At 72.0% G+C, this 22,569-nt stretch carries 24 protein-coding genes and 1 pseudogene; 10 read left to right on the forward strand and 15 right to left on the reverse strand.

Annotated elements, in window-relative coordinates; translation table 11 throughout:
• Positions 1–34: 34 nt before the first annotated feature.
• The gene (locus AB0I83_RS16710) at positions 35–814 is read left to right on the forward strand and encodes a CPBP family intramembrane glutamic endopeptidase (protein ID WP_363305052.1); all 780 of its coding nucleotides are present in this window, start codon (positions 35–37) and stop codon (positions 812–814) included.
• Between the two features lie 59 nt (positions 815–873).
• Here the strand turns inward: AB0I83_RS16710 and AB0I83_RS16715 are convergent, their stop codons facing one another.
• The 5 genes from AB0I83_RS16715 to AB0I83_RS16735 all read right to left on the reverse strand — a co-directional run bounded on the left by AB0I83_RS16715 (position 874) and on the right by AB0I83_RS16735 (position 5,295).
• Positions 874–1,695: a PhzF family phenazine biosynthesis protein gene (locus tag AB0I83_RS16715; protein WP_356532564.1), complete on the reverse strand. Its 822-nt coding sequence runs from the start codon at positions 1,693–1,695 to the stop codon at positions 874–876.
• Between the two features lie 143 nt (positions 1,696–1,838).
• On the reverse strand, positions 1,839–2,252 hold the full coding sequence (locus AB0I83_RS16720; RefSeq protein WP_363305053.1) for a cupin domain-containing protein: 414 nt from the start codon (positions 2,250–2,252) through the stop codon (positions 1,839–1,841).
• Between the two features lie 297 nt (positions 2,253–2,549).
• Positions 2,550–3,317 (reverse strand): glucose 1-dehydrogenase, encoded by a 768-nt coding sequence (locus AB0I83_RS16725; RefSeq protein ID WP_363305054.1) that lies wholly within the window; start codon positions 3,315–3,317, stop codon positions 2,550–2,552.
• A 233-nt stretch (positions 3,318–3,550) separates the two neighbouring features.
• A complete protein-coding gene (locus AB0I83_RS16730; protein ID WP_363305055.1) occupies positions 3,551–4,216 on the reverse strand; it encodes an SDR family NAD(P)-dependent oxidoreductase in 666 nt (221 codons plus the stop codon).
• Positions 4,217–4,278: 62 nt separating this feature from the next.
• Positions 4,279–5,295, reverse strand: coding sequence for a zinc-dependent alcohol dehydrogenase family protein (locus tag AB0I83_RS16735; RefSeq protein ID WP_363305056.1), 1,017 nt, complete (start codon positions 5,293–5,295; stop codon positions 4,279–4,281).
• Positions 5,296–5,507: 212 nt separating this feature from the next.
• Here AB0I83_RS16735 and AB0I83_RS16740 point away from each other — a divergent pair, with 212 nt between their 5' ends.
• A complete protein-coding gene (locus AB0I83_RS16740; protein ID WP_363305057.1) occupies positions 5,508–6,413 on the forward strand; it encodes a helix-turn-helix transcriptional regulator in 906 nt (301 codons plus the stop codon).
• On the opposite strand, the pseudogene AB0I83_RS16745 reads toward AB0I83_RS16740, so the two are convergent.
• Positions 6,401–6,583, reverse strand: a pseudogene (locus tag AB0I83_RS16745) (transcriptional regulator); the annotation flags it as partial. The gene AB0I83_RS16740 and the pseudogene AB0I83_RS16745 overlap by 13 nt on opposite strands.
• A 192-nt stretch (positions 6,584–6,775) precedes the next feature.
• Between AB0I83_RS16745 and AB0I83_RS16750 the strand changes: the two are divergent.
• The 3 genes from AB0I83_RS16750 (at position 6,776) to AB0I83_RS16760 (ending at position 9,191) form a co-directional block, all read left to right on the forward strand.
• The gene (locus AB0I83_RS16750) at positions 6,776–7,378 is read left to right on the forward strand and encodes a PadR family transcriptional regulator (protein WP_356532575.1); all 603 of its coding nucleotides are present in this window, start codon (positions 6,776–6,778) and stop codon (positions 7,376–7,378) included.
• A 189-nt stretch (positions 7,379–7,567) separates the two neighbouring features.
• Entirely contained in the window at positions 7,568–8,110 is a 543-nt protein-coding gene (locus AB0I83_RS16755) for a Clp protease N-terminal domain-containing protein (RefSeq protein ID WP_363305058.1), read from the forward strand.
• A 67-nt stretch (positions 8,111–8,177) separates the two neighbouring features.
• A complete protein-coding gene (locus AB0I83_RS16760; protein WP_363305059.1) occupies positions 8,178–9,191 on the forward strand; it encodes an EamA family transporter in 1,014 nt (337 codons plus the stop codon).
• On the opposite strand, the gene AB0I83_RS16765 is transcribed toward AB0I83_RS16760, so the two are convergent.
• Positions 9,173–9,856, reverse strand: a complete 684-nt coding sequence (locus AB0I83_RS16765; protein ID WP_363305060.1) for a pyridoxamine 5'-phosphate oxidase family protein — start codon at positions 9,854–9,856, stop codon at positions 9,173–9,175. The genes AB0I83_RS16760 and AB0I83_RS16765 overlap by 19 nt on opposite strands.
• A gap of 35 nt (positions 9,857–9,891) precedes the next feature.
• On the opposite strand from AB0I83_RS16765, the gene AB0I83_RS16770 reads away from it, so the two are divergent.
• A complete protein-coding gene (locus AB0I83_RS16770; protein WP_363305061.1) occupies positions 9,892–11,223 on the forward strand; it encodes an aminotransferase class I/II-fold pyridoxal phosphate-dependent enzyme in 1,332 nt (443 codons plus the stop codon).
• On the opposite strand, the gene AB0I83_RS16775 is transcribed toward AB0I83_RS16770, so the two are convergent.
• A complete protein-coding gene (locus tag AB0I83_RS16775; RefSeq protein ID WP_363305228.1) occupies positions 11,210–12,127 on the reverse strand; it encodes a DMT family transporter in 918 nt (305 codons plus the stop codon). The two genes, AB0I83_RS16770 and AB0I83_RS16775, sit on opposite strands and share 14 nt — an antisense overlap.
• A 163-nt stretch (positions 12,128–12,290) precedes the next feature.
• Between AB0I83_RS16775 and AB0I83_RS16780 the strand changes: the two genes are divergently transcribed.
• Positions 12,291–13,211 carry a LysR family transcriptional regulator gene (locus AB0I83_RS16780; RefSeq protein WP_363305062.1) on the forward strand — a complete coding sequence of 307 codons (921 nt, stop codon included), beginning with the start codon at positions 12,291–12,293 and terminating at the stop codon, positions 13,209–13,211.
• On the opposite strand, the gene AB0I83_RS16785 is transcribed toward AB0I83_RS16780, so the two are convergent.
• The 3 genes from AB0I83_RS16785 to AB0I83_RS16795 all read right to left on the reverse strand — a co-directional run bounded on the left by AB0I83_RS16785 (position 13,208) and on the right by AB0I83_RS16795 (position 15,707).
• The gene (locus tag AB0I83_RS16785; protein WP_356532584.1) at positions 13,208–13,675 is read right to left on the reverse strand and encodes a pyridoxamine 5'-phosphate oxidase family protein; all 468 of its coding nucleotides are present in this window, start codon (positions 13,673–13,675) and stop codon (positions 13,208–13,210) included. The genes AB0I83_RS16780 and AB0I83_RS16785 overlap by 4 nt on opposite strands.
• 201 nt (positions 13,676–13,876) lie before the next feature.
• A complete protein-coding gene (locus AB0I83_RS16790; protein WP_363305063.1) occupies positions 13,877–14,317 on the reverse strand; it encodes a Rieske (2Fe-2S) protein in 441 nt (146 codons plus the stop codon).
• 139 nt (positions 14,318–14,456) lie between these two features.
• Entirely contained in the window at positions 14,457–15,707 is a 1,251-nt protein-coding gene (locus tag AB0I83_RS16795) for a cytochrome P450 (protein WP_363305064.1), read from the reverse strand.
• A 470-nt stretch (positions 15,708–16,177) separates the two neighbouring features.
• Between AB0I83_RS16795 and AB0I83_RS16800 the strand changes: the two genes are divergently transcribed.
• A complete protein-coding gene (locus tag AB0I83_RS16800; protein WP_363305065.1) occupies positions 16,178–16,747 on the forward strand; it encodes a DUF3291 domain-containing protein in 570 nt (189 codons plus the stop codon).
• A 287-nt stretch (positions 16,748–17,034) separates the two neighbouring features.
• Here the strand turns inward: AB0I83_RS16800 and AB0I83_RS16805 are convergent, their stop codons facing one another.
• Positions 17,035–17,610: a TerD family protein gene (locus AB0I83_RS16805; RefSeq protein WP_356532591.1), complete on the reverse strand. Its 576-nt coding sequence runs from the start codon at positions 17,608–17,610 to the stop codon at positions 17,035–17,037.
• Positions 17,611–17,789: 179 nt separating this feature from the next.
• On the opposite strand from AB0I83_RS16805, the gene AB0I83_RS16810 reads away from it, so the two are divergent.
• Positions 17,790–18,020 (forward strand): hypothetical protein, encoded by a 231-nt coding sequence (locus tag AB0I83_RS16810; RefSeq protein ID WP_363305066.1) that lies wholly within the window; start codon positions 17,790–17,792, stop codon positions 18,018–18,020.
• Between the two features lie 21 nt (positions 18,021–18,041).
• Here the strand turns inward: AB0I83_RS16810 and tatA are convergent, their stop codons facing one another.
• The 3 genes from tatA to AB0I83_RS16825 form a co-directional block, all read right to left on the reverse strand.
• Positions 18,042–18,293 carry a Sec-independent protein translocase subunit TatA gene (gene tatA, locus AB0I83_RS16815; protein ID WP_363305067.1) on the reverse strand — a complete coding sequence of 84 codons (252 nt, stop codon included), beginning with the start codon at positions 18,291–18,293 and terminating at the stop codon, positions 18,042–18,044.
• Between the two features lie 333 nt (positions 18,294–18,626).
• A complete protein-coding gene (gene mgtA, locus AB0I83_RS16820; RefSeq protein WP_363305068.1) occupies positions 18,627–21,287 on the reverse strand; it encodes a magnesium-translocating P-type ATPase in 2,661 nt (886 codons plus the stop codon).
• The gene (locus AB0I83_RS16825) at positions 21,271–21,624 is read right to left on the reverse strand and encodes a metalloregulator ArsR/SmtB family transcription factor (RefSeq protein WP_363305069.1); all 354 of its coding nucleotides are present in this window, start codon (positions 21,622–21,624) and stop codon (positions 21,271–21,273) included. Before AB0I83_RS16825 ends, mgtA begins: the two co-directional genes overlap by 17 nt.
• A gap of 299 nt (positions 21,625–21,923) precedes the next feature.
• On the opposite strand from AB0I83_RS16825, the gene AB0I83_RS16830 reads away from it, so the two are divergent.
• Positions 21,924–22,535 carry a dihydrofolate reductase family protein gene (locus AB0I83_RS16830; RefSeq protein ID WP_363305070.1) on the forward strand — a complete coding sequence of 204 codons (612 nt, stop codon included), beginning with the start codon at positions 21,924–21,926 and terminating at the stop codon, positions 22,533–22,535.
• Positions 22,536–22,569: the final 34 nt, after the last annotated feature.

Below are 22,569 nucleotides of genomic sequence, written 5' to 3' on the forward strand. Positions count from 1 at the left end.
AACTGACGGCAGGTTCGAAGGTGAGGCGGGTCGCGTGGCTGAATCCATTCCTCACGAGGGGGTGTCCCCGCGGACCCTGCGGTCGGAGACCCTGCTCGTGCTGGCCCTCTCGCTCGGGGCCAGTGGCGTATCCGCCCTCATCAGTTTCGTCGGGTCGCTGACGAAGCCGGGCGGCCTCAAGGACCAGGCCGCGACCCTGAACGGCTCGTACGCTCCCGGACGGCCCTGGCTGGACCTGGCGTGGCAGCTCTTCGGCATCACCACCGCACTGGTGCCGGTCGCCCTGGTGGCCCATCTCCTCCTGCGGGAGGGGGCAGGCCTGCGGACCCTCGGCCTCGACCGCACCCGGCCCTGGCAGGATCTCGGCCGGGGCACTCTGGTCGCCGCCGGCATCGGCAGTGCCGGGCTGGCGTTCTACCTGCTGGCGCGCGCCGGGGGGTTCAACCTGACGGTGGTCCCGGAATCGCTGCCCGAGGTGTGGTGGAAGTTCCCCGTGCTGATCCTCTCCGCGGTGCAGAACTCCCTCGTCGAGGAGGTCATCGTCGTCGGCTATCTCCTGCGCAGGCTGGGCCAGTTGGGGTGGACTCCGATGGCCGCCCTGGTGGCGAGCTCGGTGCTCCGCGGCTCGTACCACCTGTACCAGGGGATCGGCGGCTTCATCGGCAACCTGGTCATGGGCGTGGTCTTCGTGCTGCTGTACAGGCGCTGGGGGAGGGTCGGGCCGCTCGTCGTCGCGCACGCGCTCCTCGACATCGGTGCCTTCGTCGGATACGCCCTGCTGGCCGGGAAGGTGGGCTGGCTGCCCACTCCCTGAGGGCGCGTTCCTCTGTAGGCCCCTCTCCGGGCGAAGCACCCGTACCGAAGGCCGCGGCCTCAGAGCCCGGTGAGCAGTTCCCCGTCGACGACCGTGACGGCGCTTCCGGTCAGCAGTGTGCGTCCGCCGCGCAGCGAGGTGCGGACCAGGCCCGAGCGGGCGGACGCCTGGAGGCCGGTGAGTTCGGGACGGCCGATTCTGGCCGACCAGAACGGCGCCAGAGCGGTGTGGGCGCTGCCCGTCACCGGGTCCTCGTCGATGCCGACCCGCGGGAAGAAACCGCGGGACACGAAGTCGTACGCGCCCGAGGGGTCCTCGGCCGCGGCGGTGACGATGACGCCACGGCGTGAGCAGGTGGCGAGTGAGGCGAAGTCCGGCCGCAGCGCACGCACGGCCGCCTCGTCGGCCAGCTCCACCAGGAGGTCGCCGACGTGCTCCCCGGTGTCGTGGACCGAGAGGGGGGTGACGCCGAGTGCCTCCGCCAGTCCGGGCGGGGTGGGCACGGACGTCAGCGGAGCCGTGGGGAAGTCCAGCGTGAGTGTGCCGTCCGCGTCGGCGACGGTGCGCAGGATGCCCGAACGGCTGGAGAAGCGCACCGTGCCGCTCGCCGCTCCCGTGGTGTGCAGGACGTGAGCGGTGGCGAGTGTCGCGTGCCCGCAGAGATCGACCTCGGTGGCCGGGGTGAACCAGCGCAGCGCCCAGTCGGCCTCCCCGCCCGGAGGCAGCGGATGGGCGAAGGCGGTCTCCGAGAGGTTGAGCTCGGATGCGATCAGCTGGAGGCGGGCCGCCTCGGGGAAGGCGGCCGTGTCCAGGAGGAGGACCCCGGCGGGGTTGCCCGCGAAGGGGCGGTCGGTGAACGCGTCGACGATGCGGATCTTCATGATGCCGACGGTAGGCGGACCGTGCGGTGCGGTCCAAGGCCAATCGCGGGTGCGCGGCCCCGAGGGGCGGCGCCTGCTCGTGCCACGTACGGGCCGCGGGGTGCCGCGCGTTCACAGGGCCACCGGTCCGGTGTGAGTGCGGTTCAGGCGGTCGTGCTGCTGAGGGCGCGGGCGTACTGCTCGTCCGTGACGGGTTCGAGCCAGCGGGTTCCGTCACCGTCGGCGTCGCCGACGACCATGGCGATGTGTGCCATGAGCGTGGTGTCGGTGCCGCCGTGCCAGTGCTCCTCGCCGGCCGGGCACTTGACGATCTGTCCGGCGCTGACCCGCACGACGCTGCCGTCGCGGGTGCCGACCAGGCCGACGCCGTCGGTGACGTAGAGGCACTGGCCGTTTGCGTGGCTGTGCCAGTTGGTGCGTGCGCCGGGGGTGAAGCGGACGAGGGCGGTGGCCAGACGAGCGGGTTCGGTCGGGGCCTCGATCATGTTGAGGTAGACGTCGCCGGTGAATCGCTCGGCCGGTGCCTTGGCCGTCGGGGTCGAGGTGATGTGCTCCATGGTCTTCGTCCTTGTCAGGTGGGGGACTACTGAGGTGTGGGGGCCGGTTCAGGAGGGGTGGCGCGGTTCGGCGATCTCGAGCCGGTCGGCCGCGGTCATCGTGTTGGGCCGGCCCGGGCGGAAGGCGAGGTGGGTGACGGTCTCGTACAGCTCCCGCGCGCTCGGGCCGTTGTCCGGGTGGTGGGTGACCTCGGCGGGCCTGGCGGCGATGCCCCGCGGCTCGTCGGGGCGGACTGCTCGGGCCTGACGGGTCCTGCCCTTCTGGTGCGGTCCGACGAAGCGTCGGAGGCCGGGCGGTCACTGGGCGGTGTAGCCGCCGTCGACGGGCAGGGCGATGCCGGTGACGTAGCCGGCGCCAGGGCTGGACAGCCACAGGACGGCCTGGGCGATCTCGTCGGCGGTGCCGAGCCGGTCGATGGCCTGGCCGGCTTCGGCCTCGGCAAGGTCGAGTTCTCCGCCGTCGACCATGGCGTCGACCATGGGGGTGCTGATGGTGCCGGGGCACACGGCGTTGACGCGGATGCCCCGGGCGCCGTATTCGAGAGCGGCGCTCCTGGTCAGTCCGATGACGCCGTGTTTGGAGGCGTGGTAGGCGGCGCGGCCGGGGTTGCCGACGAGGCCGCCGAGGCTGGAGCAGTTGACGATGGTGCCGCTTCCCCGGGTGCGCATGTGGCGCAGTTCGTGCTTCATGGCCGCCCAGATGCCGCGCAGGTTGATGTCCTGGACACGGTCGAACTGGTCGGCGCTCTCGTCGGCGGCGTCGGTGGGCGCAGGCATGATGCCCGCGTTGTTGTAGGCCATGTCGAGCCGTCCGAAAGTCTCCACGGTGCGGTCGACCGCGGCGGCGACCGCGCCCTCGTCGGTGACGTCGCAGGCCAGAGCGAGCGCCCGGTGCCCGTTTTCGGTGAGTTCCTTGGCGGCGGCCGTGACGGCCGCCTCGTCGATGTCGGCGAGCGCCACGGCGGCGCCCGCTTCGGCGAACGCCCGGGCGGCGGCGAGGCCCATGCCCGAACCGGCACCCGTGATGAAGGTGACCTGCCCGGTGAAGTCGTAGGTGGGGTTCATGGGGGTGCTCCAGGTAGGGGGTGCGCGTAGGCCGGTCCGGTTCAGCCTCGCGACCACGTTGCTTCAGCGGTCGTGTGTGCCGCCGCCGGTCCGCCGTCGGCCCTGCCGCGGCGCCCGGACTTCGTCCCGTACGGAGAAAGAACGGGCGCCCTGCTCCGTTCGGGGGAGGGAGAAGGGCCCGGGACCGCGTGAGCACAGGTGCGCGGGGCGCGGCACGGCGGAAGGCCTCCGGCTCAGCCGGGCATGGGTTCGGCGTAGTGCCGGAAGCCGTCCCGAGCGGTGTGCAGGCCGTACAGCCGCTCAGCCAGCACGCTCGGGCTCGAGTGCTCGGACTCCGGGCTGATGGCACCGGGCACGATGAGCTGGGCGGCGTGGACGTTCTCGCCCGCGAGCGCGTCGTGCAGCATCGCCACGTACGCGCTCTCACCTGCGAACGCGATCGAGGTACCCGCACGGTCAGGGTGCGGGCGGACCGCGCTGCCGCCGTTGACGAAGAGCAGCGTGCCGCGCCCCAGCGCCCGCATCCCGGGCAGGACCGCGTTCACGCAGGTCAGTGGAGCCTTGATGGAGAAGGCGAGCGGATCGTCCAGGTCGGCCGGGCCGGTCTCCAGGACCGGCTTCATGAAGTCGGCGCGGGGCACCGGACTGAACTGGAGGATCTCCACCGTCCCGAGCTCCTGACCGGCCCGTCGCAGGGATGTGGTGAGGGAGTCGGGGTCCAGGACGTCGGCGGTGTAGCCACGGGCCTGGATGCCGTCCCGGCCCAGGTCGGCCACGAGAGGGGCGAGGTGGTCGGCGTTGCGCGCCAGGAGGGCGACGCCGTGGCCGGCGGCACCGAAGCGGCGGGCGCAGGCCAGGCCCAGGCCGGGTCCGGCGCCGACTAGGGCGAAAGTCGTCATGAAGGGTTCCTCCGGATGATCAGGACGCGGGGCGGGGCGTTCGCGTCGCTCGGGTGCACTGGTCAGGGCTTCAGCAGCGTCTTGATGGCACGGCGCTCGTCCATCGCGCGGTAGCCCTCGGCGACCTCGTCGAGCGGCAGGGTGAGGTCGAAGACCCTGCCCGGCTCGATCGCGCCGGTCAGCACGCGGCCGACGAGGTCGGGCAGGTAGCGGCGTACGGGGGCGGGTCCGCCACGCAGGCCGACGTGGGAGAAGAACAGTTCCTGGCCGTCCACGCCGACGTCGTGGGGGACGCCGACGAAGCCGACGTTGCCGCCCGGGCGGGCGGAGTGGAGGGCCTGCTGCATGGCCTCGTTCGTGCCGACGCACTCCAGGACGCTGTCCGCGCCGATCCCGCCGGTCAGCTCCCTGATCCGCTCGACGCCCTCCTCGCCGCGCTCGGCGACGATGTCGGTGGCACCGAACTCGCGGGCCAGCTTCTGCCGGGAGGCGTGGCGGGACATGGCGATGATCCGCTCCGCGCCCATCTCCCTGGCGGCGATCACCGCACACAGGCCGACCGCGCCGTCCCCGACGACGACGGCGGTCGAGCCGGGCTTCACCTCGGCCGCGTCCGCGGCCCACCAGCCGGTGCCCATGACGTCGGAGACGGCCAGCAGACTCGGCCACAGCTCCTTACCCGGGACGTGTTCGGTGGCGACCAGGGTGCCCTGGGCGTTGGGGATGCGGATGCGGTCCGCCTGGCAGGTGGTCATGAATTCGCGGTGCAGGCAGCTGGACTGGAAGCCGTTCAGACAGTTCGCGCAGGTGTTGTCCGAGGTGGCGAACGAACCGATCACGAACTGGCCCTGCTTGACCGAGGTGACCTCGGAGCCGACCTCCTCGACGAAGCCGACGTACTCGTGGCCCATCGGGTGCGGCTCGTCCGCCTGCTCCAGGCCGCGGTACGGCCACAGGTCCGAGCCGCACACGCAGGTCACGGCGGTGCGGATGATCGCGTCGGTCGGATTGAGGATCTCGGGGTCGTCGAGTGTCTCGAAGCGGATGTCGCCGGGAGCGTAGATCATTGCGCCGCGCATGAGGGGAGTTCCTTTACTTGCCGGGGCGACGTACCGGGGGAGTGGCCGTCGCCGAGTGCTGTGCTCCGGCTTCCCGTCCGGCCGGCTCCCGGCCGGGCGGAAAGCACCACGTCATCCAGATAACCCGCTCCCGGTGCGCGGAGCGAGGCACGGTCAAGAGGTGTACTGCCAGTACATCGCTGTGTGCGCGTGCGGGACGTACCGTCGAAGGCGTGGACAACCGAGCAGAGGTCCGCGAGTTCCTGACCTCGCGGCGAGCCAGGATCACCCCCGAGCAGGCGGGTCTGCCCTCCGGGAGTCGGCGCCGGGTGCCCGGCCTGCGCAGGAGTGAGGTCGCCGCACTGGCCGACATGAGCGTGGAGTACTACTCGAAGCTGGAGCGCGGGAACCTCGCGGGCGCGTCCCCGACCGTCATCGAGGCCCTCGCGCGTGCCCTGAGGCTCGATGACGCCGAACGTGCCCACCTGCTGAACCTCGCGCACGCGGCAGACGGCTCCGACGCCCTCACCCGCCCTCGGCGGCGTAGCCCGCAGTGGAAGGCGCACCGCAGCCTGCAGTGGGTCCTGGACGCGGTGACCGCCGGCCCGGCCTTCGTGCGCAACGGCCGTATGGACCTTCTCGCCACGAATCAGCTCGCCCGCGCCTTCTACGACGACGTCTACGCGGTCCCCCACAACCAGGCGAACCTGGCCCGGTTCAACTTCCTGGACCCCTCTTCGCGGCGCTTCTACCCCGACTGGGAGCAGGCGGCCGACGTCGCCGTGTCGATCCTGCGCACCGAGGCGGGCCGCAACCCCCACGACAAGGGTCTGCACGACCTCGTCGGCGAACTCTCCACCCGCAGCGACGACTTCAGGACCCGCTGGGGTGCGCACAACGTCCGCCACCACGGCACCGGCACCAAACGCTTCCACCACCAGGCGGTCGGCGCGCTGACCCTCGCCTACGAGGGACTTGAGATGGCCGCCGAGCCCGGCCTCACGCTCACCGTCTACACCGCCGAACCCGGCTCACCCTCCGAAGAGGGACTGCGCCTCCTCGCGTCCTGGGCCGCCACCCGGGACGCCGGCGCCTCGGAGGTCCCCGTCGTGAAGGAAGCGCCGTCTCAAGGCTGTTGACCGGCGGCTTCTGGGGAGGGGCCGTGGCGGGGAGCTGGTTGCGGCGCGGTCAGGTCGAGCAGGAGCAGGAGCAGGAGCAGGAGCAGGGCGTCGTGGTCGGGGGTTCCGGGGTCGGCGGTGTATACGCCGATGCGTTGGCCTGGGGTGCCTTCCACGTGCAGGGACTGGGCTGCGCCGGCTCACTCGGCGCGGCGTCATCGCCACCCCCCGAGGCGGTGCGCGCCGAGCGTACGGCGGAGAACACGGAGAGAGTCGCGCGGGACACGAGCGGCTTGCCAGGCGATAGCTTCCGATATATCGTTGAGCCATCGCGACGGGTCAACGAAAAGTCGCGTGACGACGATGACGAGAGGAGCGCAACCATGCGTTCACACGGACACGACCACGAGTGCGGCCCCGGTCGCCGCGGTGCCGGCAGGGGAGACTTCGACGGACGCCGCCCGGCCTTCGGGCCGTTCGGACCGCCCTTCGGGGGCGGACCCTTCGGCGGTGGCGGCGGGCGAGGCCGGGGCGGCGGCAGGGGGAGGGCCAGGCGCGGTGACGTACGCGCGTCGATCCTGGCTCTGCTCAAGGACCGCTCGATGCACGGATACGAGATGATCCAGGAGATCGGCGAGCGCAGTGGAGGGGCCTGGCGGCCCAGTCCCGGCTCGGTGTACCCCACCCTCCAGCTGCTGGAGGACGAGGGGCTGATCGTCAGTGCGAGTGAGGGTGGCAAGAAGCTGTTCACCCTGACCGACCTGGGGCGTACCGAGTCCGAGTCCGGTCCCGAGGCCCCCTGGGAGGAGGCCGGGCGCGGTGTCGACTGGGAGGGCGTGAACGAGATCCGGCAGGCCGGCTTCGGTCTGATGGAGGCGTTCGGCCAGGTCTGGAAGACCGGTTCGGCCGATCAGCGGCAGAAGGCTCTGACGGTGATCGGTGACGCCCGCAAGAAGCTGTACCTGATCCTCGCCGACGAGGACTGAGCCGTGAGGCTCGTGCAACACCGGTGAAGGGCCCCGTTCGCGGGGCCCTTCGTCCGTCGTGTGCTCCCCGTGCCGGCCTGATCTCATCCGCAGGGATGAGGGACCCCCGGATGACCCCCGCCTTCCGCGGGACGCCGGATGGGCCCCACCGGGGATGTTTTCGCCGCTCGGGGCTGATGAGGTGTGAAGGTGCAGTTCCGGACATCAGGAATCCCCGAGCAGGCCCCGCCCGACCGGTCGTGGGCCGGTGCCCCGCTGAGCCCCGCCATGGCCGCGGTGGTGAGTGGTGCGCGGCGCCGGGCGCTGCGCGACGGCGACCACCATGTCGACACGGCCCATCTCCTTCACTCCCTCGTCGAGTCCGATCCCGAGGTCAGGGAGGTCTTCGACGGAGAGGCCAGGCTGGCCAGGGTCCTGGGCTATCTCGTGCAGCGCAGTATCGGGTACGGCCTGCGGTGGCAGGGGAGGCAGGAGGGTCCGGGCGCGCAGTCGGTCGTGCGGGAGCCCGGTGGTGAGGGGTGGTCCCCATCGGCGACGGCGGCGCTGGACCGTGCGGGCCGGGGTGCGGCCCTGCGCGGGCGGTCCCATGCGGGTGGTCCGGATCTGCTGGCCGCTCTGGTCGCCGATCCCCGGTGCCGCGCTGTCGAGGTGCTGGAGCGGGCCGGGGTCGGCGCCGAATGGCTGGCCGCCCGTACGGACGACAGGCCGGCCGCCGGTGACCCGCCATGGTGATCATGGACACGTGGAGGTCAGGGGTATCAGGGGTGACGCTGCTTACTCCTGCTGCCATGATGTGCCGATGCACGCGTCTCAGGGGAGAAGTACCGGTCTGGGCCTGGCCCTTGTCTCGGCCTTCGCGTTCGGTGGTTCAGGGGTGGCGGCCAAGCCGCTGATCGAGGCCGGGCTCGACCCGCTGCACGTGGTGTGGCTCAGGGTCGCGGGTGCCGCGCTCGTCATGCTGCCCGTCGCCTGGCGGCACCGGGCTCTGGTGCGGGAGCGGCCGGCCCTGCTCGCGGGGTTCGGGCTGTTCGCCGTCGCCGGTGTGCAGGCCTGTTACTTCGCGGCGATCTCCCGCATCCCCGTCGGAGTGGCCCTGCTCGTCGAGTACCTCGCGCCCGCCCTCGTCCTCGGCTGGGTGCGATTCGTGCAGCGCCGGCCCGTGACCCGCGCCGCCGCCGCCGGTGTCGTGCTGGCGGTCGGCGGGCTCGCCTGTGTCGTCGAGGTGTGGGCCGGCCTCGGCTTCGACGCGATCGGGCTGTCGCTCGCGCTGGCGGCGGCGTGCTGCCAGGTGGGTTACTTCGTCCTGTCGGACCAGGGCGCCGGGCCCGGGGGCAGGGCGGATGCCGAGCCTCCGCATCCCGTCGGCGTGATCGCGTACGGACTTCTGGTGGGCGCCGCGGTGCTCACCGTCGTCGCCCGGCCGTGGGGCATGGACTGGGCGCTGCTCGGCGGCGACGCGGTCATGGACGGCCGCGCCGTCCCGGCATGGGTCCTGCTCGGCTGGATCGTCCTGCTCGCGACCGTGCTGGCCTACCTCACCGGTGTGGTGTCGGTGCGTCTGCTCTCGCCGCAGGTGGCGGGCGTCGTCGCCTGCCTGGAGGCGGTCATCGCGACCGTGCTCGCCTGGGTGCTGCTGGGGGAGCACCTCTCCGCGCCACAACTGTTGGGCGGCACGCTGGTGCTGGTGGGCGCCTTCATCGCCCAGTCGTCGGCGCCCAGGCCCCCGTCGGGACCGGTCGCGTCGGGGCCGGGAGTGCTGAGCGCCGAGGTGGCGCAGGCCCAGCGGCCGACGGGTCAGAGCTCCGCCAGGTAGTCCGGTACCTGGACGGCGGGGTCCAGGTCGCCGGACGGTACCGGAGCCCCGTATCCCCGGGTCACCGGGACCACGCCCGCCCAGTGGGGCAGCGAGAGGTCCGCCGGGTCGTCGTTCGGGCCACCCGTACGGATCTTGGCGGAGACCTCGTCGAGATCGAGCCGGATCACCGCGGTGGCGGCGAGCTCCTTCGCGTCCGCCGGGCGCGAGTCCTTCGACCGGCCCGGAACGACCTGGTCGACGATGGCGTCGAGCGCGACGCGCCGCTCCTCCGGGTCGGTCACCGTGCGGGCGGTGCCGTGGACCACCACGGAGCGGTAGTTCATCGAGTGGTGGAAGGCGGAGCGGGCCAGCACCAGTCCGTCGACGTGGGTCACGGTCAGGCAGACGGCGAGACCGGGGTCCGCCGCATTCGTCTCGCGAAGCGGTCGCGATCCGGTCGAGCCGTGGACGTAAAGCCGGTCGCCGATCCTGCCGAACAGTGTGGGCAGTACGACGGGTGCGCCGTCGCGTACGAAGCCCAGGTGGCACAGGTAGGCGGCGTCGAGTATCGAGTGGACGGTCCGCCTGTCGTACGAGGCGCGCTGCCTGGCGCGGCTCGGGACCGTACGTTCCGTCGGCTCGTACGCGGTGCCGGTGCTGTCGGGTGTGGTGGTGTCCCGCATTGCGTACTCCATTGCGCTAGTGCATAATAACGTTTGTGCTAGGAGAGTATCGGATCAGTGGGCGGCGTGCATCGGACATTGCCGGGAGCGTGGAGCGCGGGGTCGCGTCGGGGGATCTGACGCCAGGTCATGTGCTGCCGCCCATGCGGGAGTTGGCGCTCCAGCTCGGTGTCAACCCGAACACGGTGGCCGCCGCCTACCGGACGCTGCGTGAGCGCGGAGTCATCGAGACGGCGGGCAGGCGGGGGAGCAGGGTGCGCCCGCGCCCTGCCAGTACGGCGCGCGGATCGCTCCGGGTCGAGGCTCCGCCGGGGGTGCGCGACCTCGGCGACGGCAACCCGGACCCCGCACTCCTGCCGCCCCTCGGACCGGCGCTGGCCGCCGCCTCGGAGGCGTACGCCCGCCGGCCCGGGATGTACGGGGACCCCCCGGTGCTCCCCGAGCTGGCGGAACTCGTGCGCGCCGGTCTCGACTCCGACGGGGTGCCGGCCGGGCCCGTGGTGCTCGCGTCCGGATCGCTCGACGCGATCGAACGGGTGCTGTCTGCGCATCTCAGGCCGGGCGACGCCGTCGCCGTCGAGGATCCGGGGTGGGGCGCCCTGCTCGACCTGATTCCCGCGCTCGGCATGCACGCCGTGCCGGTCGCGCTGGACGACGAGGGCCCGCTGCCGGGGGATGTGGAGCGGGCGCTGGGGGCGGGGGCCAGGGCTCTGGTGGTCACCGACCGGGCGCAGAACCCGACCGGTGCCGCGGTGGGGGACGCGCGTGCGGCTGAGCTGCGGTCCGTCCTCGCCGGGCATCCCGGGGTGCTCCTGATCGAGGACGACCACGGCCACGCCATCGTCGATCTGCCGGTCCATCCCCTCGCGGGTGTCACGGAGCGCTGGGCGTTCGTCCGGTCCGTCTCCAAGGCGTACGGCCCCGATCTGCGGCTCGCCGTGCTGACCGGGGACGCGCTGACCGTCGACCGGGTGACGGGCCGTCAGCACCTCGGGCCCGGCTGGGTCAGCGGACTCCTGCAGCGGACCGTGCTGCATCTGTGGGCGTCCGGTGCCGTCGATCCGGTGGAGGTGGCCAGGTCCTACGGGCTGCGGAGGGACGCACTCGTCCGTGCGCTCGGCGAGCGGGGGGTCACGGCCTACGGGCGGACCGGGATGAACGTGTGGGTGCCCGTGAGCGACGAGACGGGCGCGGTGGCCAGGATGCTGCGCGCGGGCTGGGCGGTGGCGCCGGGGGCTCGCTTCCGGATGACGTCGCCGCAGGGGGTGCGCCTGACCGTGTCCCCGCTGTCCGCCGCCGACGTCGAGCCGCTGGCGGACGCGGTCGCGGCGGCGGCCCGGCCCGCCCGACCGGTCAGTTACGGCTGAGGGGCCTGGCGCCCGCGATCCGGCGGGAGGCGGCGGGGCCGCGGGCCCGGCTCTGGGTGAGTGCGGCGCCAGCGAAGACCACCAGGGCGCCCACCGGGGTGTTCCAGCTCAGCTTCTCGCCCAGCAGTGCCACTCCCGCGGCGGTGGCGATGACGGGGATGAAGTAGGTGACCATCTGCGCCGTCGTCGGGCCCACCTCCTCGACGAGCCCGTACTGGAGGAGGACGGCGAGCCCGGTCCCGAGGGCGCCGAGTGCGATGACCGCGAGCGTCGGCAGGAGTGGGAATCGTGCGGGCACCGAGGTGAACAAGGCTGTCACGAGAGCGAGTTGCGCGGTGGCGACGAACAGCTGGCTTCCGGTGAGCGTCAGCACCGACGTCCCGGTCCCCGCCAGCGTGCGGCGGACGTAGATCCATCCGATCGGATAGCTGAGCGAGGCGAGCAGGGCCATGGCGGTGCCGGTGAGGTCCAGGCCGGTGAATCCCTGCCAGGCTCCCAGCACGGTCAGTACGCCGATGAAACCCAGGCCGAGGCCTGCGACCCGGCGGCGGGTCGGGCGGTCCTCGGACAGGGCCACGACGGAGAGGGCCATGCCCCACAGGGGCGAGGTCGCGTTGCAGACCCCGGCGAGCGTGGACGGGATGGTCAGTTCGGCATACGCGAAGAGCGAGAACGGCAGTGCGTTGAGGAAGAACGCCGCGACGAAGAGGTGGGCCCAGGTCCGCCCGGGGCGCGGCGGCCTCTCGCGGCGTACGGCCATCGCGACCGCGAGTACCGCTGTGCCGAACAGCAGTCGCCCGAAGGCCACTTGGAAGGGAGCGTACCCGTGGGTGCCGACCTTGATGAGGAGGAAGCTGAAGCCCCAGACGAGCGACAGCGCGGTGAAGCGGATGCGCCAGTCCAGCACGCGCCGAGGCGCCCGGAGGCGCTGGGTGAAGGACAGGGTGGGTCTGTCGGGGGTCCGCCGGGTGCCCGGTGCGGAGGGAGCGCTCATGGGGCAACGATGACGCGAGTGATCGCGTAGGACAAGTGATAATAAGTTGCGCTCTTCGCGTAGCATCGCTTACATGTTGAATCTGGAGCGGCTGCGCACCCTGGACGCCCTGGCCCGGCACGGCTCGGTGGGCGGGGCCGCGGACGGCCTCCACGTCACGACCTCGGCCGTCTCGCAGCAGATGGCCAAGCTGGAGCGTGAGGTGGGCCAGCAACTGCTGGCCAGGAACGGCCGGGGGGTCCGGCTCACGGACGCCGGCCGGCTGCTCGCGGACCACGCCGCGAGGATCCTCTCCCAGGTGGAGATCGCGCAGTCCGACATCGAGGCGCAGCGTGGTCAGGTGGTCGGCGAGGTCCGGCTCGCGGCCTTCCCGACCGCCGCTCGCGGACTGTTCCCCGCGGCCCTCAACACGCTCCGCGCCGAACACCCCGAACTGAAGGTCAGGACAACGGAGATGGAGCCCGAGGACGGAGTCCGCGCGGTGCTCCGCGGAGACGCCGACCTCGCCGTCGTCCTCGACTGGAGCAACAAGCGTCTGCCGGTACCCGGCGGCCTGGCCAAGGCGGAACTCCTGGACGACGCACCGGACATCGCCATGCCGTCCGGACACCCTCTGGCCGACCGTGCGGAGGTCGACCTCGAGGACTTCGCCGATGACGAGTGGGTGTCCTGGCCGGAGGGCGAATTCTGCTACGACTGGCTGATGTTCACCCTGCGGTCCAAGGGGATCGAACCCCGAATCGCACACCTCGCGGGCGAGCATCACACGCAACTCGCCCTGATCGCAGCAGGGTTCGGAGTCTGCGTGGCACCCCGCCTCGGGCGTGGTCCCGTACCGGAAGGGGTACGGCTGGTGCCCGTGCGGCAGACAATGCGGCGCCACGTACACGCCGTGTGGCGTACCGACGCGGACCGGAGACCGTCCATCAGGGCGGCGGTCGACGCACTGCGCGCGGCGGGACGAGCCCCGCAGGACCGGGACAAGGCGACCTAAGGGCCGACGGCCTTGCGGAAGTCCCATGAGGTCACGGTCTGCGGGGTGAGTCGGATCCAGGCGTGCCGGGAATCGTGCGGCAAGGTGTCCAGGCCGAAGTACTTCGTTGCGAACATCCGCTCCGGAAGCTCCAGTTCGGCGCAGATCTCACCGGTGCGCGGCACCTCGCCGATGAACTCCGCCTCGCCGGAGAGCTCCACGCCCCGCAGCTCGCCGTACTCCACCCCGTCGTCGACCACGACGGCGATGCCCGGGTTCCGCAGCAACTGCGCCCGGCGCAGGCTGCGCGTGAGTGAGTACAGCCACAGCGACGTGCCGTCCCACACGAACCACAGCGCGCCGACGTGCGGCCGGCCCTCGGCGGAGACCGTGGCGACCCTGCAGGTGCGCTGTCCGGTGAGGTAGGCGTCCCGCTCGGTGTCGGACATCATGATCCGGCGGCCGCGACGCTGGGTTGCCGACATGGGTGTGGTCCTCCCGCTGTTCGGCCATGGTTCGGCCGGGTGCCCGAAATCATGGGGCCTGCGCCGGACCTGGGCAATGGGGCGGTCCGCCCCGGGCGCCGGGGAGGGGGCCGGCTTCGAGGCCCCGCGCTCGAACGCGCCGCCCCGGGTCGTGCGCCCGACGTGCGGGCCACCCGGCGGAAGCCCCGGTGGACGCGCCCGCTACGCCAGCGCGATCGAGTCGCCCGTCACCTGGATCCGCATCTCCGGCAGCGGCTGCGCCGCGGGGCCCGCCGTCACCTCTCCGGTGGCCGCGTCGAACGTGCTGCCGTGGCAGGGGCAGGTGATCGCCCCTTCGGTGACGCCTTTCACCGCGCAGCCCTGATGGGTGCACTTCGAGGAGAACGCCTTGAACGCGCCGGCCGTCGGCTGGGTGACCACGACACCCTGGTCGGCGAAGACCACTCCTCCGCCCTCGGGTATGTCCGCCGTCCTGGCGAGGGTCTCCCCTCCGCCCTTCCCGGCCGGCTCGGCCGCCTCCGCTCCTTTGTCGTCCTTCGAGCCGCCGCACGCGGTGATAGCGGCGGCCACCCCCGCCGCGCCCACCGCCGCCACCACGGTTCGGCGCCCGAAGTGGACCTGACGCTCCTGCGATGCGCTCATGCCGGCATTCCCTTCGTCGGAGTACGCGACGTCGGGTCCGGAACACGCGACGTCGCCGGTGGATACGGATGCGCACGGCAGTGCGTTCAGACGGGGAGCGGATCCGTGTCCACGACTTGCGCGAACCGGGAGGCCGGGCTCAGCCGGACAGGCGTACCGGCAGCTCCCGCACGCTGTTCCCCACGAAGGAGGCGTGACGGCGCAACCGCGGCTCGGGGACGGCGAGATCGAGGTCGGGGAAGCGCGCGAACAACTGCTGGAGAGCCGTCGTGCCTTCCATCCGGGCCAGCGGGGCCCCCATGCAGTAGTGCGCGCCGTGACCGAGCGAGAGGTGCCGGGCCTCACCGTCGCGGGTGATGTCGAAGCGTCCGGCATCGGGGCCGTGCGCCTTCGTGTCGCGGCCCGCCGCGGAGTAACCGGCCAGTACCGGGGTCCCCTTGGGGATCACCGTACCGTCGATGGTCAGGTCGCGGGTGGGGTAGCGGAACGGGAAGTAGCTGACGGGGCTGTCCCAGCGCAGTGTCTCCTCGACCACGTCCGCCCAGCTCGCCTCGCCCGCCAGGACCAGGGCGAGCTGCTCACGGTGGGTGCACAGGGCCCTTACGGCGTTGGTGATCAGGTTGAGCGTCGTCTCGTGCCCCGCGATGATCGTGAGCATCAGGGTGCCGATCAGCTCGTGCGGTCCGAGCCGGTCGCCGTCCGCCTCCCGGGCGGCGATCAGCGCACTGATGAGGTCGTCCCCCGGATTCTCCGCCCGCGCGGCGGCCACCGCGCCGAGGACCTCGACCATCTCCCGGTTGGCGGCCATGGACTCCGCGGGGCCGATGTCCGTGGCGACGATCTGGTTGGACAGGTGGTGCAACCGGTCCTGGTGCTCCGCGTCCACGCCCAGCAGCTCGCAGATGACTCCCATCGGCAGGGGCAGGGCGAAGTGCCCGCGCAGGTCCGCGACACCGTCGTTCGCGGCGGCCTCGCGGCCGAGGCCGTCCAGGAGCGACGCCGTCAGCGCCTCCACGCGCGGGCGCAGTTCTTCGACACGGCGCGCGGTGAACGCCTTGCTCATCAGCGACCGCAGCCGCCGGTGGTCCGCGCCGTCCGCGGTGGTCATCCCCTGCACGGTGGCGAAGGTCTTGAGCGGCCATCCGTCCGGAATCGCCCCGGACCGCAGTGCTGTGAAGTGCTCCGCGTTCTTGGCGACGTCCGGGTGCGCGAGGAACTCCCTGAGCGCGTCGTGGCCGAGCACAGCCATGCCCTCCACCTCGCCCGGCAGGAGCACCGGCGCCACGGCGCCCTGGGACAGCAGCTGGGCATTGGCGGCGTGCGGGCAGCCGCCGGCCGGGTCCAGGCGGTGGGGCAGGCCGGTTGCGGAGTTCTCCGGTGACGTGTTCAACAGGGCTCCAGACCGAAGGGTGGGTGAGTGACGGTGTGTGCCGGTTTCCGCGCCGCGCGACGAGTCGTCGAAGCGAGGTCCGCAGAGGTAGGAGATCGCGAAAGCCGTCGAACTCTCTTGCGGTGCAGGGAACATGGACAGCCTAGGGCAACAAGGGCGATCTGTTCGGCAACCGGGGGAGTCGCCCTCCCGGCGCACCCGCGGCCCGCCACCCGCCCGTCACCGCCCCGCCCCGTGACGACCGGTGCGGGGGGACACGTGGGCAAGGAAAACGCAACTTCGACACGGCCCGCAGAGGCAGCTAGCTTCACCTGGCCCCCGGCGATCGCCCACGGTCGCACCGGGAGTTCCCTCAGGCTGAGCCACCGGCGCAGGGATGAGGGATGAGCGGGTCGCACCGCAGGCATCCTCGCCCGTGCGTCAGCCACCGAACCGGTCCACACCAGGCAGCACCGACCAGGGAGAGACGCATGCCCCCTCTTGCGCTGTACACATTCGGCGTCCTGAAGTCACCTCTCGCCGATCCCGCACCTCTCACACGCGAGTTCTACGACATCGGTGAGGCCGTCTACCGGGAGATCGGCCGGCACCCCGGGTACCTCGGTCGTGCCGAAGCGGCAGGCGGTGACCGGGGCATGCTCTTCGAGGCGGACTGGGGCGCCTGGGGAGAGTTCGCCGTACCGACCTGGTACGGCAAAGGACTCACGGTGGAAACCACCGCCCTGGCCACGACCCTCTCACTCTGGACCGACCTGCGCTCCGCCTTCGACGCCGTCTACACCGGTCTGCACCGAGAGGCGTTGAACAGGCGTTACGACTGGTTCGAGCGGACAGGACGCCCGGCATACGTGTTCTGGTGGGTCTCCGACGGTGTGACACCCACCTGGCAGGACGGGGTTTCCAGGCTGGAACACCTCCACGACCACGGCTCCGCGCCGCACGCCTTCACCTTCCAGGAAGCGTTCGGCCCGGAGGGAGCTCCGACCGGGATCGAAGGCGTCGGGCCGAAGAGTGACCAGTCCGCCGGCAAGGAAGCCTGAACCGCTGGGTCCACTGTCCACGTCTCGATCGCCGGAACCCGCGAACCGAAGAGGCCCTGGACCACGCCCTCGACCGCGCCTGCGGCCGCTGCCTCACCGGCGCCCCGGCGTCCACCCCCGCACGACATGCGGCACGGGCTCCACGGCCAGCCCCCGAAGGACGCGCGGAGCCGACCGCTCATGGCACGTAAGGCGTTCCGTGTTCCGCGCTCCGCACGGACGCGGGGCGGGCCGGGTAGATCGCATCCCCGGCCCGCCCCGCGTCGTACGGTCGTCTGTCGCCGGCGTCAGATGTTGACGCCGAAGTCGGCGGCGATGCCGGCCAGGCCGGAGGCGTATCCCTGGCCCACGGCGCGGAACTTCCACTCGCTGCCGTGGCGGTAGAGCTCGCCGAAGACCATCGCCGTCTCGGTCGAGGCGTCCTCGCTCAGGTCGTAGCGGGCCAGTTCGACGTCGTCGGACCTGTTGATCACCCGGATGAAGGCGTTGCGGACCTGGCCGAAGCTCTGCCCCCGCGCGGACGCGTCATGGATGGAGACCGGGAAGACGATCTTCGCGACCTCGGTGGGTACGGACGCCAGATTCACATGGATGGACTCGTCGTCGCCCTCGCCCTCCCCGGTCAGATTGTCGCCGGTGTGCTGAACCGAACCGTCCGGGCTGGTCAGGTTGTTGTAGAAGACGAAGTGCTGGTCGGAGACGACCTTGCCGGCTTCGGTGCACATCAGGCCGCTGGCGTCGAGGTCGTGATCGGCACCGGTGGTGGTGCGCACGTCCCAGCCGAGTCCGACCGTCACGGCGGTGAGGCCGGGGGCCTCCTTGCTGAGCGAGACGTTTCCGCCCTTGGACAGGCTGACTCCCACGAGTGTTCCTCCGTTGCTCTGGACTGCGTCGTCATCCGGTTCAACGTCGGAGCGGCCACGATGGTTCCATCGATTGCGCAACTTTGAAACTATTGGCGCGGCCGGGTCCGGACTGGTCGGGCTCGGCGTGACCGGCCTCACTATAGTTTAGAATATGCGCAACTATTAAAATGTTTCGCATGAGTGGAGACGTCACGACGGTGTGGGAGGTCGCGGTGCTCGAGGGAGGGCCTGCCCACGGGCTGCGGATCAGGGTCGCCGACCGGCCAGGGGTGGTCCAGGTGACCTGTCCCTGCGAGCTGGACGCGCCGCCACCCCGGATGCGGGTGGACGCCCTGTACCTCTATCGCCGTGAACCGCCGATGCGGGGCGAGCCGTTGCGTTACGGCTTCGACGCGGCCAGCCCCTGACGCACGCGTCGGGGCGCGTTTTCAGCGGGCCCCGGCGCCGCCCGCCGGGGGCGGGGTCACGGGGGCGGCGTGTGCGGCCCGGGGTGCGGCGTCGGTGGGGGTGGGTTCCGGCGTCGCGTTCTCCTCCCTCATGGCCTTCGTCTCGCTCTTGAGGATCCTGAGGGACTGCCCGAGCGCCCGTGCGGAGTCCGGCAGTTTCTTCGATCCGAACAGCGTGATGACCACGATCGCCAGGATCAGCAGGTGCCAGGGTTCCAGTCCGTTGCGGAGCATTGCCACCCCGTCCTTTCTCTTGTCGGTGCGGCGCCGGTTCCACGGCTCACACTTCAAAAGTTGCTAGATTGCGCAACTGTACAAGCCGGGGGCCGGTCAGTCGCCCCCTCCGCCGGAGCCGGACGAACGAGGGCGCACAGGACACAGGCAGTCACCGGGTGGCGACGACCGCCCAACGGGGCGCGAACGGCCCGAGTCCCGGGCCCGCGCACAGGGCGCACCCGGACACGGATCGCCCTCGGCCACGGCGGTGTCGCCGCACGTACGCGGACCGGACGACCGAGGCTCCCGTCTGCGGGGGTCCCGCGGTGCCCCCGGCCCGTACGGTGCGCCCTACCGCTCGGGGCCGGCCCTGTCGTGACGTGACCGGGCGACTGCCAGCGCCGCCGTGTACAGCGCGAGCACGGTTGCGAGCAGCGGGTAGTACACGGGCGGCAGCGCGGTCAGGCCCAGCAGCGGTCCGAGCGGGGAGACCGGCAGCAGCACGCCGATGACGGCCAAGGCGGAGGCGGCCCTGCGGACCGGGCCGGCGGTCCGGCCCTCGGCCCTGCGGCGGCCGGTGCGCAGGAGCAGCATCACGAGCGCCTGGGTGAGGAGGTTCTCGGTGAACCAGCCGGAGTGGAAGGCCGCCTCTGCCGCCTCAGCCGAGCCCCCCGCGTCGTGCAGGGCGAGCGCGAGTACTCCGAAGGTCGCCAGGTCGGCGGCGGCTCCCAGCAGCCCGAAGCCCGTGATGAAGCGGAGGAAGCGGCGGGGCTGCAGCACCGTCGGCCGGCGGAGGGCGGCCGGGTGCAGCCGGTCGAAGGCGAAGGCGAGCTGTGCGGCGTCGAAGCACAGGTTCTGTACCAGGATCTGCACCGGCAGCATCGGCAGGAAGGGCAGCATCAGGCCGGTCGCGAGCATCGCGATCACGTTGCCGAGGTTGGAGGAGAGCGTGATGCGCAGATAGGTGGCGATGTTCACACTGCTGTGCCGGCCGGACGTGATCGCGTGGGCGATGGCCGTGAGGTCCTTGTCCGCCAGGACCACGTCGGCGCTCTCGCGCGCGACGTCCACGGCGTCGCGCGGACAGATGCCGACGTCGGCCGCCCGGAGTGCGGGCAGATCGTTGACGCCGTCGCCCAGGAACCCCGTTGTGCGGCCGTCCGCTCGCAGTACGGAGATGATCCGGGCCTTGTGCTCGGGGGCGCAGCGCGCGAAGACGGTGGTGCGGAGGGCGACTTCCGCGAGCTCGCCGTCCGTGAGGCCGTCGACGGTGTCGGCGGTGACGACGGACCCGGGATCGAGCCCGAGGTCCCGACAGGCGCGGGCCGCCGTGCCGGGGTGGTCACCCGTGAGGACCTTGACGGCGACGCCCCGGTCCGCGAACACCTCCAGGGCGTCCGCCGCGGTCGGCGCCAGAGCGTCGCGCAGGGCGACGAAGCCGACGAGGGCGAGGCCGCGTTCGTCGGCCGGGGTGTAGTCGCGGGTGCGTGCGTGCCGCTCGGCGGTGGCGACCGCGAGGAGCCGCAGCCCGCCGCGCGCCTCCCGCGCGGCGAGCGCCAGCAGCCGGCCCCGCTCGTCCTCGGTCAGTGCGCAGCGCTCGAGTACGTCCTCCGCCGCGCCCTTGACGACCATCGTGTGGAGGCCGAGGCCGAGGCGGCCAGGGCCGCGTACGACCGCCGTGGAGAGGCGCCGTACGGGATCGAACGGCAGCGCGGTCACGCCCTCGTACGCCAGCAGCCCGTCCTCCTCGACGGCGTCCAGGATCGCCTCGTCCAGGGCGTCCGGTGCGGGCAGGTCGGCGAGCTGGAGCGTCCACCAGGCGTTGACCCCGGCCCAGTGCAGAACCTCGGGAGCCGGACGGCCCCGCACGTCCAGCGCGTGGTGCAGGACCGGCTTGTCCCGGGTGAGCGTGCCCGTCTTGTCGAGGCATAGCACGTCGACGGCGCCGAGATCGTGCAGCGCCGGTAGCCGCTTCACGATCACCCGGTGGTCACGGGCCAGGAGCGCCGCGCCACGGGCCAGGGCGGTGGTGACGATGACCGGCAGCATCTCGGGGGTCAGCCCGACCGCGACCGCGACCGCGAAGGGCAGCGTCTCGAGGCCGCGGCCGCGCAGCGCCGCGTTGGCCATGAGCACGAGCGGCGGGGTCAGCAGCATGAAACGGATCAGGACCCACGAGATCCCGTGCACCGACCGGTCGAACGCACTGGCCACGCGCGGACCCGGCCCGCTCCGGGTGGCGGCGAAGCGGGTCCGCGCCCCGGTCGACACGACGACCGCCGTACCGCTTCCCGAGGCCACGCTGCTGCCCTGGAAGCACGACTGCGGCTGGTCGAAGAGTCCGCCCCGTGGCTCCGGCGCGTCGACCGGGTACTTGGCCACCGGCGCCGACTCGCCCGTCAGCGGAGCCTGGTGCACCGTGAGGCCGCTCGCGCGCAGGAGCCGTACGTCGGCGGGGACCAGGTCACCTGGGCCCAGGCGGATCACATCGCCCGGTACCAGCTCGTCGACCGGGATCTCCCGTGACCGGGGTGGTGCGTCCTGTTCCGAGCGCCGCAGCACGGTCGCCGTGGTCGCGACCAGTTTCCGCAGCGCGGCCACGGACCTGTCGGCCCGGCGCTCCCCGCCCGCGCGCAGGACGCAGCTGACGACCACCAGCGAGAGGATCACGCTCGCGGTGCCCCAGGCCGTCACGGTGGCCGACACCAGGCCCAGACAGAGCAGCACCACGGTGAACGGGTCCCGGAGGCTTCCCAGGAGGCGGCGGGGCCAGGAGGCCGTGCTCCGTGACGGCACCGTGTTCCCGCCGAACCGGGCGAGCCGCTCGCCCGCCTCCGACTCGACGAGCCCGCGGGGCCCGCTGTCCAGGTGCCGCAGTACCTGGAGGGAGGTGCGAGCCTGCGATCCGTCGTCCGGGAGGAGGGCCGTGCCCGCCGCCCGCCGCGGCCACTGCTCCCCGGGACCCGCAGGATCGGTACTGCCGGCCGCTGCCGCCTCAGGCACCCAGGTCACGGAGGCGGGGGACCGAAGCGTGCGCGGCGCGGTCGGTGAGCTGGCCGATCATCAACCGCACCACCGTCACCACGTCGGCGTCGTCGACGAAGTAGACCTGCCGCCGTCCCTCCCGCCGGGAGCGTACGAGGCCGGCGAGTTTCAGCTTCGTCAGATGCTGGCTCACCGCGGGCAGAGCCCCGCCCACGCGCTGGGCCAGTCCGCTGACATCGCTCTCACCCTCCGCCAGGGCCCACACGATGTGCAGCCGCGGTGGCGAGGCCAGCAGCCCGAACGCCGCAGCCGCGTCCGCCAGCACCTCGGCGGACGGATCGTCGGAGCCCCCTGCTGCCACCATCACTCTCCCGTCCGGCCCGGGCCGCGCCGCGGGCCCGAAGGGTCCCAGTGTAGAGGCCGCGCGGTATCCGGATCCGCCGCCCGGCGGGCGGCGCGCGGCGCCTGGGGCATGGCGGCGGGAGGGGCCGTATCGTGCGGAATCGTGCGGACGAGCCACGCGTGCGGACACGGGCAGACGTGGCCGACGGCACTCCGGCCGATGATTTTCCGTGCTTCGCGGGGTCGTAGGAGCGGAGACGGTCGTGTCTCCCCGCCGATGGGCTGAACCGGCCTTCCGGGCCGTAGAGGGAGTGGCGCACGATGAAGCTTGTTGTCCAGGAGTTCCTGACGCTCGACGGTGTCTCCCAGGGGCCGGGTTCCCCCGACGAGGACACCAGTGACGGGTTCGAACGCGGTGGCTGGTTCGTGCCGTATCTGGACCAGGAGTTCGAAGGGGTGGTCGACTCCTGGCTCGGCGAAGCGGACGCGTTCCTGTTCGGCCGCCGTACGTACCAGAACTTCGCGCGGGACTGGCCGACCATGACCGACCACCCCGCCGCCGCCATCCTGAACGGCCTGCCGAAGTACGTGGCCTCGCACAGCCTGACCCGGGCCGAGTGGAACCCGACCACGGTCCTGTCCGGTGACGTCCCCGCCCAGGTCGCCGAACTGAAGCGGCGGCCAGGCCGGGAGCTCCAGATCCACGGCAGCGCCCGGCTGGCACAGTCCCTGCTGGCCGCCGGGCTGATCGACACCCTGCGGCTCGTGATCGCGCCGGTGGTGGTCGGGCAGGGGCGACGACTGTTCCCGGACGGCGGGGCACCGGCCGGCCTGCGGCCCGTCAGCCGTCGGACGACGCCGGGTGGCCTGTCGGTGCACGTGTTCGAATCGGCGGGACGCCCGGAGTTCGGGACCTACGGGGCCGACACCTAAGGGCTGTCTCCTCGGTGTTCGGTGACGGGGCCGC

The organism is Streptomyces sp. NPDC049970, from assembly GCF_040660235.1.
GTDB lineage: Bacteria > Actinomycetota > Actinomycetes > Streptomycetales > Streptomycetaceae > Streptomyces.